The 14062-nt window shown below is 38.5% G+C and carries 16 protein-coding genes; all 16 read left to right on the top strand.

Annotation, left to right across the window (positions count from 1 at the left end):
* The first annotated feature begins 20 nt into the window (after positions 1-20).
* The 16 genes from JSQ81_RS02120 to JSQ81_RS02045 all read left to right on the top strand — a co-directional run bounded on the left by JSQ81_RS02120 (position 21) and on the right by JSQ81_RS02045 (position 14053).
* Positions 21-281, top strand: a complete 261-nt coding sequence (locus JSQ81_RS02120; protein WP_212606096.1) for a NifU N-terminal domain-containing protein — start codon at positions 21-23, stop codon at positions 279-281.
* A 13-nt stretch (positions 282-294) separates the two neighbouring features.
* On the top strand, positions 295-1419 hold the full coding sequence (locus JSQ81_RS02115) for a virulence factor (RefSeq protein ID WP_212606095.1): 1125 nt from the start codon (positions 295-297) through the stop codon (positions 1417-1419).
* 588 nt (positions 1420-2007) lie between these two features.
* A complete protein-coding gene (ehuB, locus tag JSQ81_RS02110; protein WP_212606094.1) occupies positions 2008-2889 on the top strand; it encodes an ectoine/hydroxyectoine ABC transporter substrate-binding protein EhuB in 882 nt (293 codons plus the stop codon).
* Positions 2890-2962: 73 nt separating this feature from the next.
* On the top strand, positions 2963-3625 hold the full coding sequence (locus tag JSQ81_RS02105; RefSeq protein WP_212606093.1) for an amino acid ABC transporter permease: 663 nt from the start codon (positions 2963-2965) through the stop codon (positions 3623-3625).
* Entirely contained in the window at positions 3622-4308 is a 687-nt protein-coding gene (ehuD, locus tag JSQ81_RS02100) for an ectoine/hydroxyectoine ABC transporter permease subunit EhuD (protein WP_212606092.1), read from the top strand. The genes JSQ81_RS02105 and ehuD overlap by 4 nt, the downstream gene beginning before the upstream one ends.
* A 14-nt stretch (positions 4309-4322) precedes the next feature.
* On the top strand, positions 4323-5099 hold the full coding sequence (gene ehuA / locus JSQ81_RS02095) for an ectoine/hydroxyectoine ABC transporter ATP-binding protein EhuA (RefSeq protein WP_212606091.1): 777 nt from the start codon (positions 4323-4325) through the stop codon (positions 5097-5099).
* A 180-nt stretch (positions 5100-5279) separates the two neighbouring features.
* On the top strand, positions 5280-5975 hold the full coding sequence (locus JSQ81_RS02090) for an N-acetylmuramoyl-L-alanine amidase family protein (RefSeq protein ID WP_212606090.1): 696 nt from the start codon (positions 5280-5282) through the stop codon (positions 5973-5975).
* Positions 5976-6074: 99 nt separating this feature from the next.
* Positions 6075-6914 carry an N-acetylmuramoyl-L-alanine amidase gene (locus tag JSQ81_RS02085; RefSeq protein WP_212606089.1) on the top strand — a complete coding sequence of 280 codons (840 nt, stop codon included), beginning with the start codon at positions 6075-6077 and terminating at the stop codon, positions 6912-6914.
* A gap of 87 nt (positions 6915-7001) precedes the next feature.
* Positions 7002-7439, top strand: a complete 438-nt coding sequence (locus JSQ81_RS02080) for a BrxA/BrxB family bacilliredoxin (RefSeq protein WP_305849476.1) — start codon at positions 7002-7004, stop codon at positions 7437-7439.
* A complete protein-coding gene (locus tag JSQ81_RS02075; protein WP_212606088.1) occupies positions 7436-8218 on the top strand; it encodes a class I SAM-dependent methyltransferase in 783 nt (260 codons plus the stop codon). Before JSQ81_RS02080 ends, JSQ81_RS02075 begins: the two co-directional genes overlap by 4 nt.
* Before the next feature lie 421 nt (positions 8219-8639).
* Positions 8640-9215: a YpjP family protein gene (locus JSQ81_RS02070; RefSeq protein WP_371812496.1), complete on the top strand. Its 576-nt coding sequence runs from the start codon at positions 8640-8642 to the stop codon at positions 9213-9215.
* Between the two features lie 276 nt (positions 9216-9491).
* Positions 9492-10649 carry an RNA-guided endonuclease InsQ/TnpB family protein gene (locus JSQ81_RS02065; protein WP_212606086.1) on the top strand — a complete coding sequence of 386 codons (1158 nt, stop codon included), beginning with the start codon at positions 9492-9494 and terminating at the stop codon, positions 10647-10649.
* 164 nt (positions 10650-10813) lie between these two features.
* On the top strand, positions 10814-11755 hold the full coding sequence (locus JSQ81_RS02060) for a thymidylate synthase (protein WP_212606085.1): 942 nt from the start codon (positions 10814-10816) through the stop codon (positions 11753-11755).
* Between the two features lie 16 nt (positions 11756-11771).
* Entirely contained in the window at positions 11772-12251 is a 480-nt protein-coding gene (locus tag JSQ81_RS02055; protein ID WP_212606084.1) for a dihydrofolate reductase, read from the top strand.
* Between the two features lie 108 nt (positions 12252-12359).
* Entirely contained in the window at positions 12360-13199 is an 840-nt protein-coding gene (locus JSQ81_RS02050) for a DegV family protein (protein ID WP_212606083.1), read from the top strand.
* Between the two features lie 38 nt (positions 13200-13237).
* On the top strand, positions 13238-14053 hold the full coding sequence (locus JSQ81_RS02045) for a GDSL-type esterase/lipase family protein (protein ID WP_212606082.1): 816 nt from the start codon (positions 13238-13240) through the stop codon (positions 14051-14053).
* Positions 14054-14062 lie beyond the last annotated feature (9 nt).

Here is a 14062-nt window from a genome sequence, read left to right as displayed (position 1 = left end):
TTATATAGGGGGCAATTTTAATGAAAATAATATCAATCGAAGCAACGCCGAATCCAAATTCAATGAGAGTGGTTTTTGACACTCAATTACCTGACGGGACGAGTCATAATTACAGAAAAAGCGATGCGGAGACAGCATCCGAACCAGCAGCTTCACTTTTAAAAGTAGACGGAATTAACGGCATTTACCATGTAATGAATTTCATGGCCATCGAGAAAGACCCTAGTATCGAATGGGAAACAATTCTTGCCGATGTAGAAGCTATCATTCCGAAGAAATAAGGGGGCGAATGAATTGAAAATTGTTACAGTTGAACCAACACCAAGTCCTAATTCAATGAAAATAGTACTTAATACGGAATTACCTGCAGGCACTAGTTTTAACTATAAAAAAAGCGATGCAGAAACAGCATCCCATCCAATGTCGGCGTTGTTAGCCATTAATGGAGTTCGCGGTATTTATCACGTGATGAACTTTATGGCGGTAGAACGTGCGGGAAACGTGGCATGGGAAACAATTCTTGCTGATATTCAGAAAGTCATCAATGAGGAAACGAACGATAATGAGACTCCAGTCGAAGAAGAGGCAGACGACAGCTACGGCGAAGTCTACGTCCATGTCCAAACGTATAAAGACATACCGCTACAAGTGAAGGTGTTCGATAGCGAATCAGAAGAGCGTTTCGGCCTGAGTGAACGATTCCTTAAGGCGATGGATGAAGTGCACGGTGCCGAAGTAGAGAATTATATTTTACTCAGGAAATGGGCAGATTACGGGATTCGTTATGGTGAAAAGTCAGAGATTGGCGAAATTGTTTTGCAAGAAGTTGAGGCGGCTTATCCAGACGAACGTTTACAAGAAATTATCCGTCAATCATTAGAAGGGCAAGGGGACGCCGTTCAACGCGGAAGAAAAGTTACGCTTGAGGAATTTGCTGTCGATGAATGGGAAAAACGTTTCCAGTTGCTTGATCAAATGCCAGATCCGGATATGTCGGATGCGACGCTTCTTAACTTTGCACTTGATGATGAAAAAATGTCGATTCGCAGACTTGCCACAGTTTATCTTGGAATGATAGAAGATACAGCTGTCATTCCATATGTCGAGAAAGCGTTAAGAGATAAAAGCTGGGCGGTAAGACGTACTGCAGGGGACTGCATGAGCGATCTCGGTTTTGAAGGGTTTGAAGATGCTGCAATTCGTCTTCTTACAGACCGCAATAAGCTTGTCCGCTGGCGCGCGGCTATGTTCCTCTATGAAACGGGAACTGAAAAAGCACTACCGGCATTAAAAGAAGCGGAGAACGACCCTGAATTCGAAGTGAAACTTCAAATTCGAATGGCGATAGCGCGAATTGCTGAGGGAGAAGAAGCACAAGGCTCTGTATGGCGACAAATGACTGAAGCACGAATGGACTAATTATTTCAGTCGATAAATTAATATATCATAATAATGATTTTAGCGTTAAATAAATGTGAAGAAATTCACATTTATTTAACGCTTTTTATTTTTTATACAATTAATGAGATAGTGTTTACATAGTTTCATTTGAAATCAGAAATCGAAATATTGTTCATAATTCGTACACATATATATTAAACTTATAAATGGTAAATAATAACTGGAAATGTTAATGATATTCATTGATGTATTAAAATTCCAGTGAAGTTATGGAATGTCATAAAACATCATCTTTATAATATAAAACACTAAGATAACGGAAATATTTAATGTAATTCCGCCGAAAGTCGTGTTAAATAAAAAATAAGCGGTTATTTATAAATGTAATTTAAATTTGTATTTTCCATTTATTTTTAAACAAATTTAATCTTTTTTTATTTATTTTTGAAAGTCCAAGGAGCCCTATCACTATGCATGGTTGAATAACATTGACAATTTTGAAATCCTCGTATATTTAGGGAAATCAGTTTGAAGTTTAAAATTAGGTATGTTACGTTTTAACTGTCAACAAAATCATTTCTGTTGAATAAGATTAGGGGGAAAATTGTGAGGAAAATTTCATTGTTGTTTACGGTCATGGCGGTAGTATTACTAATCGGAGCTTGCGGATCGGATGAAAAAAATTCATCTGGAGGGAAGAGCCTTTTAGAAGAACTACAAGAAAAAGGGGAAATAAAAGTTGGTTTTGCAAACGAAAAACCATACGCTTATGAAGAAGACGGAGAATTAAAAGGTGCAGCTGTTGAAATTGCAAAAACAGTTCTAAATAATCTAGGCATCGAAAAAGTAGAAGGACAGCTTTCCGAGTTTGGTAACCTTGTCCCAGGTTTAACAGCAGGGAAATTTGATGTGATTACCGCGGGCATGGCAATCACGCCAGACCGATGTGAAAACGTTGCTTTTGGTGAGCCTGAAATCCAATATGGTGAGGGGTTAATCGTTCAGTCTAGCAATCCTATGGATCTTCATAGTTATAAAGATGTAGCAGCAAATCCTGATATTAAAATTGCAGTGATGAGCGGTGCAACTGAAATTGACTTTTTAATACGTGAAGGTGTCGATGACAGCCAAATTATGAGAGTTCCAGATATCCCAGCATCATTTTCAGCTGTCGAGTCTGGTAGAGCACATGCGACAACTGGTACTGAAATGACGATTAAGATGGCATTGGAATCATCAAATAATGAAAAGCTTGAGTTTGTTAACGATTTCCAACAACCTGAAATTGAGGGGAATCCTAGTTTCGGGGCTGCAGCCTTTCGTATCGACGATAAAGAATTTAGAGAAGCATATAATGAAGAATTAGCGAAGTTAAAAGAGAACGGCGAAATTGGTCCGCTTATAGAAATCTCAGGATTTAGTGAAGAGATGAACCTTGTTGATCTTGATTTAACGACTGCTAGTATTTGTAGTGGAGAGAATTACTAATTGAGTACGTTTGGAAGGGTCACGCCTTTTTAGGTATGGCCCTTTTCTCTATTCCAAAAAAGGGGAAGTTTTTATGAGTTCAATCATTGATATTTCAACTACGTTACTAAGAGGAATACAGGTAACACTTATTGTTTTAGTGTTATCAATTATTTGCTCGACAATTATTGCATTTATAGCAGGACTTTCTAGAACATCAAGCAAGTTATTGGTCAATAAGTTTACCGGATTTTATGTAGAAATTTTCCGAGGGACGTCATTGATCGTTCAATTGTTCTGGTTTTCATATGCATTACCAGGCTTGTTCAACATTCATCTCGGCAGTGATATATGGGCAGGTGTCTTAGCGATTTCATTAAATTATGGTGCCTATATGTCAGAAATTGTTCGTGGTTCCATTAATTCAATAGCTGTCGGACAGACAGAAGCATCTATCGCTTTGAATATGTCAAAGTACCAAAGAATGAGGCATGTTATTTTGCCACAAGCGATTCGAATGATGCTTCCCGAGTATGGAAATTATTTAATACAAATATTGAAAGCGACATCACTTGTCTCATTAATTGGCTTAACTGATATTTTATACTACGGTAACATCTACAAAAGTACACATTTATCAGAGACGCCACTTGTGTATATAATCATACTCCTCTTCTACTTTATTCTTGCACTTCCATTAATTTTCTTCACGCGCAAAATGGAAGCTGCATCTAAGAAAGGGGTTGCAACAGGATGACATGGAGTTGGACAGTATTTTTTGATGTAATTCCACTAATATTCAAAGGAATGTGGATTACACTTGGTTTAACAATTGCCTGCTATCTTTTTGCAGTGATATTCGGATTCTTTTGGACATTAATGAGCAGAATCCCATCAAAAACAGTTCGTTGGGTCGTCAGATGGGTCGCGGAGTTTATCCGGTCAACACCGCCGCTTGTTCAATTATTCTTTATTTATTTTGCTTGGCCTGTCATTCCGGTTGTAGGCGTTACGTTGGATCCATTTACTGCAACAATATTAGGACTTGGAATCCATTTTAGTGTTTACTTATCCGAAGTTTATCGTTCAGGTATCGAATCTGTAGATGAAGGCCAATGGGAAGCTGCTACCGCATTAAATTTATCAACAAAACAGAAGTGGTTGAAAATAATTTTGCCGCAAGCAATCCCGCCAACAATTCCAATGTTAGGAAACTATTTGATTATTATGTTTAAAGAAGTTCCATTGGCTTCAACAATTGGCGTTGTGGCTATGCTTCATTTAGCGAACGATTATGGCTCTCAATATTTCAAATTTGTTGAACCGTTAACAGTGGTAGCTTTGTTTTTCTTGTTATTAAGTTATCCGTCTGCAATATTGATAAAAAAGTTAGAAGTGAAATATAATAGACGATTTGATAAAAACCATGTCACAGAATAATAAGGAGAAAGAAAATGGGAAAACCTATTGCAAAATATCACAATGTACACAAATCATTTGGCGACATTAAAGTTCTGAAGGGCATCGATTTAGATATTGCACCGGCAGAAAAAGTTGCGCTCATTGGACCGAGCGGGTCTGGTAAAACGACGATTATTCGTATGTTAATGACACTTGAGCAACCAACATCCGGAATGATTGAAGTTGACGGGAATAATTTATGGCATATGAAGAAAGATAATGAACTTGTTCCAGCAAACGAGAAGTATCTTCAAAGTATTCGCGGCGACATCGGCATGGTCTTTCAACACTTCAACTTATTTCCTCATATGACAGTTTTGGAGAATTGCATGACGGCTCCAATTCATGTGAAAAAGGAAGGTAAAGAATCAGCTAAAAAGAAATCGTTAGAAATGTTGGAAAAAGTAGGCCTAGGCAATAAAGTAGACCTTTATCCCAGTCAGTTATCTGGTGGACAAAAGCAGCGAGTTGCCATGGCTAGGGCATTGGTTATGCAACCCAAAATCATGCTTTTTGACGAAGTAACCTCTGCACTTGACCCCGAATTGGTAGGTGAAGTTCTTGAAGTCATCCGGGATCTAGCCGAGGACGGCGATATGGCGATGGTCCTTGTGACACATGAAATGGATTTTGCGTTAGATATAGCCGATCGGGTATTATTTTTAAATGAAGGTGTAATAGAAGCGGAGGGAACACCAACTGAAATTATTGGAAATCCCGAGAGTGATCGACTAAAGGAGTTTTTAAGCCGTTTTACATCTTCTAAATAAACTGAATGAAAACTGTTATCTATTGATTTTAATTCAATTAGATAACAGTTTTTATGTTCATAAAAAATATAATTCGACGTAAAGGGACTACTGCCTTTTTAAGTTCAAGTTATATGAATAAGATAGATATAAAAGTGATTGAAGATTTTATAATTTTCATTCGCGTAAAGGAGTTTTTTTATGATTAAAATTGTGATTGACGCGGTCCATGGTTTGAAGTGCACATCTGAAAATGATGAAGAGTGGAATTGTAATAATATGGTCGTTCAAGCGACAATCGGGAAATTAAAAACTTATAAAGATGTTGAAATATTACGTGTTGATGACCCATCCGGTAAAACTGTAGTTTCATTGAAGGAACGCGCCAAGAGAGCAAATGAATGGAATGCTGATGTATATGTATCGATTCATCACGGAGCAAATTTGAAACCGAAAGATATCACCACCGCTTTTACTCCTAGAATTGTGAAGGCTATGGCGGATAGGGAGGGGGGCTTAAAACAAACAAGTTTTCACGTATTCCGTGATACAGAGTTTCCTGCAATATTTACAGGTGCGGGATTTTCGAGTTCGATAGTTGACATAATAAAATTATGCAATCAAAACTATTTGAAGGCAGAAGGTGAGGCGATTGCTGAAGGACTTGCTGCATATATAAATCTGTTACCTAGCCAATGGAAAACTAAAGTTGATCCGCAAAAAACGGCTTCTACAGAACTTGTTTCAGCCGCAACAACGATATTGCGACATCTTGAATCAAATAGGAAAGGAATCATCCCAGAAAAATGGTTGAAAGATATTCACGACGGCACCCTAACTGACTCTGATGCAATTGGTTTATTATATGTTGTCCTCCATCGATGGTTGATTAGTTAAACATCACGTCTCTAGTCCACTATTCAGTGGAAAAAACCTACATATATTGTAAAGAGTACTTGAAAAAGGGTGCTCCAAATAATATAGGAGATGAGGAATTTGATAAAAATCGCAATTGATGCAGGTCATGGATTGAATACCCCTGGAAAGCGCGCCCCTTCTGGAGAACGTGAATGGACGTTCAATAATAAAGTGGCGCTTGCCGCGATCAGCAGACTTAACACCTTTCAAAATGTTCAACTCCTCCGTTTGGATGATCCAACCGGAGCCGTCGACGTTCTGCTAAAGACACGAACCGACCGGGCCAATGCGTGGAATGCAGATGTACTTGTTTCGATACATCACAATGCATATTTAGGCGCATGGGGTCCGCATGGAGGGGTTGAAACATACACTTTGCCTGGAGCAAGTCAAAACTCGCAGGACATGGCCGCTCTTGTTCACCCGCTTGTGGTAAAAACAATGGGGTTGCGTGATCGGGGTAAAAAAATGTTAAACTTGCATATGCTTCGTGAATCAAAAATGCCAGCGATTCTTGTAGAAGGCGGATTCATGGATTCAACAACCGATATAAAAGTATTACTTGATAATCAGAAATTAAAAGAACAAGGGGAAGCCATTGCAGAAGGGCTCGCAATTTTTTATAAATTTAAATTACAAGAAGGCGGTTCATCTGATAGGAAGGTTTATAAATACGGAGATATTGGCCCTGCTATCGGAACCTTACAGAAAGACCTGAACAAGCTCGGAAATAAGCTTGTTGTCGATAATAGTTTTGGGCCAGCCGTATTAGCGGCAGTTAAAGCCTTTCAAAAAGAAAATGGACTAGCCGTAGACGGTTATGTTGGTCCACTGACACAAGCTAAAGTTGAGGAAGCAGTAAATAACGGCCAGAAAAAGATAAACGTACAAAAAAAGCAAGTCTGTAAACGCATATGAATGAAAAAACTTTCTTTACGAGGTAGAATGAAATGTGAAATGTGGATTTTATTTATCGAATGAATATAAACGGAGGGGGACATAAACATGAACGCGTACGATCAACATATGCAAAGCATTTATAAACAGATGAGAGAAGACTTGGTGCAAGTTGGTTTTAAAGAATTGACGACGGAGGAAGATGTTCAAGAAACAATGGGCAACCTAGAAGGGACAGCTTTAATTGTCGTAAACTCCATCTGTGGTTGTGCAGCAGGACAAGCTCGTCCAGCAGTCAGGGAAGCATTAAACGAGGTGCAATTCAAACCCGATCACTTATTCACAGTGTTTGCAGGACAAGATAGGGAAGCTACCGAAAAGATGAGAGAATATTTTCCTGAAGTTCCACCAAGTTCACCTTCAATTGCGCTGTGGAAAGACGGCGCACTCGCGTATTTTATTCCGAGAGAGCAAATTGAAATCTCGCAAATGGAAACCATTAAAACTCAACTAACAGAAGTGCTTGAACAATTCATTGTTCAATGAAAACCATCATAACGACAAACGGAAGACCCAATGAGAAATCATTTACGAATGCTTCTCTTGCGGTAGATTCATTGGGCTATAAATTCGTGGATCGTGCTAAACGTTCGATTACACGCATGCAAGAGGAATATGACAGTGCCGTACTCGTGGCTAGCGCCAATCGATATGAGTTATATCGGATCGGAATGGACAAGCCGTTTTTCTTTCATCCGGATACCGCTGCGTTTCGGCTGAAACGTTTGATGAATGGCGAAAAGGATCCATTTATTGAGGCGACACAATTACAGCCTGGCGATTCTTTTTTGGATTGTACGCTTGGTCTGGCATCGGACAGCATTCTCGCATCTTTCATCACAAAAGAGGGCGGCAAAGTTCTTGGCGTTGAAGGTGATGTTGATATTGCTTTTATTACATCGGAAGGATTGCGTTCATATACACTTGGCTCTGAAGAATTAACAAATGCGATGAGGCGTATTCAAGTAATTTCACAGGACGCAGTTACTTTTTTACAAAGTCAACCGGATGAAAGTTGGGATGTCATCTATATAGATCCCATGTTCAGCTCGCCGATTAATGAATCGACGAATTTCGCGCCATTACGTCAAGTCGGGTTGCAAGGGATGCTGACCGATGAATGGATGCGGGAGGCGGAACGTGTTTGCAAACGCCGTGTTGTTGTAAAAGACCATTATCAGTCACAAGTATTTGAACAGTTTAATTTAAACACGCAAATTCGATTAAACACGAAGTTTCATTTTGGGTTTCATACAAAAAATTAAAAAATGTCCCGCTATGCCAATTAATTGCATAGCGGGACATTTTTTTACGTCTAGCTCCAGGCGCCAGCCCCTCGGGTCATAAGCAATCAGGCTATAAAGGAAGAATTGAACTGCATTCTTCCCCAGCAAAGTACGCCACGTCGCCTGATTGCTTATGCCTGTCGGGGCTAAACGGCGCCTTACGCTTTTGTTTTTAATGCGTGAAATTTAGGGAGCTCAGATAAATCACTAATCCGAGCATTCCGATTCCCATAAGTAGCTCAACATTCATCAGTAAAAAACCTCCTTCAAAAAAAGGGCTTACATTTCTCTAGTTCTATTGTACAATGAAAGAGAGAAAGAAGAAACCTTTACAATATTGTTTCGTCTATTCTTATGGATGAGAATTAAAAAATCGACACAATTGTAGGTGAAAACGTTGATGAAATGGTTGCAAAAATCACTTATAATCGCCGTTGCTCTTCTTACATTCGGTGTAATTACACCAGCTCATGATATTTGGAGTAACTTTCAAGAAAAAAGTGATTCAAAACATGAAGAAGGACCATCCAATGATTCTGATTATCGAATCGCCTTGGCAGAACCGCCTACCCAAGTTGTTGAATCAATAGAAGAATCTTTCATTGATTCTGCAAAGACACTAGCTTATGAAAAGTTTGGCACAAAAATCGGACCAGTCATTTCAGATGAATTTGATCAAGTCATTTTCCCGAAAATTGATGAAGCGATTCGAATGACAGTAAACACGGAAAATGAACACCGAAGACTTTCGATTAGCGAAAGACCTGGAGGGAATTACTCCGAGAAGATTTTTCACGTGTACGACAAAGATAGTCAAAAAGATCTCATTCGTTTTCACGTAAGAACGGATAAGCGCCCGCAAGATGGTTACTACTTTAATTTCCATTACCATGTTGTTGAGGATGGATTTAATTCACATTACACAATTGGAGATATTTACTGGTCAAAAGACACGCCGCCAAAATGGTTATCATAAACCGTTTAAGCGGTGTGTTTTTTTGGTGTCTAACTGCTGTTATTGGTATACTATGTTTGACTGTTAGAAGTTAGTTGATAATCATATTTGCATTGTCAGTTTTGAGATTGTTTTGATTCATTTTTAGTGAAAAATTGGTAAAACTACTTGTTGTGGTTATCGAAATGTAGTCCCCGCAACGAAAGTTTTTAAAGATTTGGTTTTGATTATTATTCACGTCTTTAGCTGCTGTATTGATGGGTTGAGTAAAAATAAAAAATGAGGAGGATACATGTTTTGAAAAGAACCTTTAAAACTGAAGTTCTCCTCACTCAAGATCAACAACAAAAAGCGAACCAAACCATCGGAGTCTGTCGATATGTCTATAACCTCTATCTGGTGACTGCTCAAAACCACTACAAAGAAACAAAAAAGCATTTATCCGGGTTTGCCTTTTCAAAATGGTTGAATAATGTTCATACGAAACAAACCGACCAATGGATTAAAGATGTTTCCAGTAAAGCAGTAAAACAAGCCATTATGAACGGTGATAGTGCCTATAAAAACTTTTTTAATGGGTTGGCAAAGTTTCCTCGTTTCAAAAAGAAGAGCAAGCAAGATGTCAAAGCATATTTTCCGAAAAATAATGCTTCAGACCTCACGGTTGAACGTCATCGAGTTAAAATTCCGACCTTTGGATGGTTACGTTTAAAGGAATTTGGTTATATTCCAACGAATGCAATTGTGATAAATTGTACATTGTCACAAAAGGCGGGGCGGTATTTTATCTCTGTTTTATGTGACGTTGAAAAACGGAATGCGAAATACGAAAACGTAACTGACGGAATCGGCGTAGACCTTGGCCTGAAAGAGTTCGCGGTTTGCAGTAATCATCTTGTATTTGAAAATATTAACAAGCAAGTACGAATTATTAAGTTGGAAAAACAATTGAAGAGACATCAACGTAAATTAAGTAGAAGTTATAATCAAAATAAAAATCGAAAGGAAGGTGAATTCTGCGCTAAAAACAGGCAAAAACAACTATTGGTTGTTCAAATACTGCACGCTAGACTAGCCAATATCCGCAAAGAATATATTCGATATGTTGTAAGTGTGTTGGTGAAAACCAAACCAGCCTATATCGCAATCGAAGATTTGAACGTCAAAGGCATGATGGGAAATCGCCATCTTGCCAGAACAATTGCAAAGCAAAACTTTAAGCAATTCAGAGAATTGCTAGTCGCAAAATGCTTAGAAATTGGGATCAAGGTTCGTCTTGTTGACAGATGGTACCCATCTTCTAAAAATTGTTCGGGCTGTAACAATAAGAATGTGTCCTTATCACTCGCTGATCGTATTTTCACTTGTGAAAATTGCGGTTTAGAAATGAATCGGGATTTCAATGCCAGTTTAAATCTAAAATATACGAAAGAATACACGGTTATAACAGAATGATAACCGCGTGTTGATAGGGTGGGCTACATCCGAATTTACGCCTGTGGAGTGCTAAACCAACCGTAGTAGCAAGTAAGTGGCAAGTCGGGGTACGAGGAAGCAGGAAAGCGTCTAGCGTAGAGAAACTTACACGTTTATCTATGTTTTTAGTAGCAGGATGCAACATGAGACAATATTTAGAGCTTTGTGAATATGTATTGACGAATGGAACAAAAAAAGAAGATCGTACAGGTACAGGTACTTATAGCACTTTTGGCTATCAAATGAGGTTCGATTTGAACGAAGGATTTCCGCTATTGACGACTAAAAGAACTGCGTTCCGATTAATCACTTCGGAATTATTATGGTTTTTAAAAGGAGATACAAATGTCCGAACGCTTATTAATGAAAAGAATCCAATTTGGGATGAGTGGGCGTTTGAACAATGGGTAAAAAGTGAAGAGTATAAAGGACCGGATATGACAGATTTCGGACTTAGGGCAACAAAGGATCCCGAGTTCGCAGAAGTTTATAAAGAAGAAATGAATGCATTTAAAAAGCGTGTTACAGAAGATGTTGAATTCGCGGAAAAATACGGTGATCTTGGGCCGGTTTACGGGAAACAATGGCGTTCTTGGTCAACAGGAGAGGGTTCAATCGATCAAATCGCGAATCTAATTGAAGGATTAAAAAACAATCCGGATTCACGACGTCATATAGTGACTGCTTGGAACCCATCTGAAGTAGAAGACATGGCTTTGCCGCCTTGTCATGCACTTTTCCAATTTTATGTTTCTGATGGTAAACTTTCTTGCCAATTATATCAACGCAGTGCAGATATCTTCTTAGGTGTGCCGTTCAATATTGCTTCCTATGCATTACTCGTTCATTTAATTGCAAAAGAATGCGGACTTGGTGTTGGAGAATTTATACACACGCTTGGCGATGCTCATATTTATTCGAATCATATTGAACAAGTTAAAGAACAACTTTCACGCAATCCGAGAGAACTTCCAACATTAAAAATAAATGCAAAAGATAAAACGATATTCGAATTGGAAACAACAGATATTGAAATTGAGAATTATGATCCGCATCCGAGAATAAAAGCGCCCATTGCAGTTTAAGGAAGGAGAAATTGATATGATTTCGTTAATAGTTGCGCATGATCCCAACCTGGTGATTGGAAAAGATAATGAATTACCTTGGCATTTGCCGGAAGACTTGGCGTATTTCAAAAAAATGACGATGGGTAAAGCGATGGTTATGGGCAGAAAAACGTATGAGTCTATAGGAAGACCGTTGCCGGGAAGATTAAGCATTGTTGTTACGAGAGATCCGAACTATACGGCTGAAGGCGTTGTCGTGGTCAATGATTTGAATGAGGGTATTGAAAAGGCAAAAGCGTATGCACCGGAGGTAATGATTATAGGCGGCGCTGAAATCTTTAATATGGTAATGAATATTGCAGACCGGCTTTACATTACATTAATTCGAGAAGAATTCGAAGGCGATACTTTTTTCCCATCTTATGAAGATGAGTGGGTCTTGAAGTCCAATTCCGAAGAAATCATATCAAAGAACGGGACGTCATTTGTATACCAAATTTTTGATAAAAAATAAAAATTGGTCATACGATGAAGCAATTTTCGCATAAGAAATAGTAGACTACTAAAATATTATTGATAGTATTACTCGAACTATTACTATTTAGAAAGAGGCGGCGTTTTTATGAAGAAAATTCATATTGTGACGGACTCTACTGCTGATTTAACAGAAGAAGAGATTTTAAAATATGGAATCCATGTCGTGCCATTAACCATTCAAATTGATAATGATTCATATATTGATGGCGTTAATTTAGACCCTGAAGATTTTTTAGGATTAATGGAAAACGCAAATGAACTTCCAAAAAGTTCACAACCTGCTGTCGGAGTTTTTAAAGATCTTTATGAACGTCTAGGAGAAGATGGATGCGAAATACTATCGATTCATATGACTGGCGGCATGAGCGGAACGGTCAGGTCGGCAGAAGCAGCAGCTGAAATGTCAGAAGCTAAAGTGACTGTAATCGATTCTATGTTTATTTCACACGCATTATCTTTTCAAGTATTAGAAGCCGCGAAAATGGCCGCTAAAGGAAAGAGTATGGAAGAAATTGTAGCAAGGGTTGAACAAGTTCGTAAACAGACGACACTTTTTGTTGTTGTGGATAAATTAGATAATCTAGTGAAAGGCGGACGCATCGGTCGGGGTCGAGGACTAATTGGTTCATTATTAAAAATCAAACCGATCGCCACTTTGCAAAATGGCGTGTATACGCCTGTGGCGCAAGTAAGAAGTCATCGCCAAGTCATTTCTCATTTGTTTAAAGTATTTACTGAAGAAACGGCTGGCAAAATAATTCGGAGTGTCGGGATTTCTCATGCCAATAGCTTAGTAATGGCCGAACCTTTGAAAAAGCTGATTGAAGATACTGGGATTAAAGATGTCCGGCTAACGTTTACGACGCCAGTAATCAGTACACATACTGGTGAAGGCGCAATTGGTTTCATGTATTATTATGATTAAGAAGTGACTCTTTAATTAAGAAATGGGGAACTATACGCATGAGAAGGATTATTATACTGTCATTGGTCTTCTCATTATTCATTTCTGGTTGTAAATCACCTTTGTTCATTTCAACCGAACCTATCGCGGAAAGAATGAATACCGAGTTTGACGAGTGGAACATTCCGGGGACGTTCATTTTAAAAGATATCAATATTGTAGGACTTGGCGATTCTTTGACAGTGGGTCTTGGTGATGAGTTCAAAAGAGGCGGTTATTTTGCACGATTAACCAATGCAATGACTGAGTGGCAAGGTGTTGAAGAAGTCGAAGTAACGAATTTGGCGGTAAGCGGCCGAAGAAGCGATCGACTTTTAAAGCAACTTGAAGAGCCGAAAACGCGAAACTCTATAAAAAATGCAGATTTTGTTGTATTTACAATAGGCGGCAATGACATAATGAAAGTTGTGAAAAGGGATTTATTCAATTTAAAAAAGGAAGCTTTCTACGATGAACTCGAACAGTTTACCAGTCGTTTAAATGAAATATTTACGATTATTAGAACATTAAATTCAGATGCCATTATTATTGTAGGCGGGTTATATAACCCATTTACAATTGTGACGGATGAAGAAACCGGTTTTGAGGAAATACTAAACGATTGGAACGATGCAATTGAAGTTCAGACCGAGTTGGATGAAAAATCATGCTTCGTACCTGTAACTGATTTGTTCAATTCTAATTCGAATATGGTTTACCATACCGATTTCTTCCACCCGAATGCAAAAGGATACGAGGAAATGACAAATCGTTTTCTCGAAAAAATTGATGAATGCGGGTTATTCCAACTATCGGATGGGGAATTGGACATGTAGGGAGCTGAT

Source organism: Sporosarcina sp. Marseille-Q4063 (assembly GCF_018309085.1).
GTDB lineage: Bacteria > Bacillota > Bacilli > Bacillales_A > Planococcaceae > Sporosarcina.
Note: the sequence above shows the minus strand (reverse complement) of the source record. Positions and strands in the feature narration are given on the sequence as shown.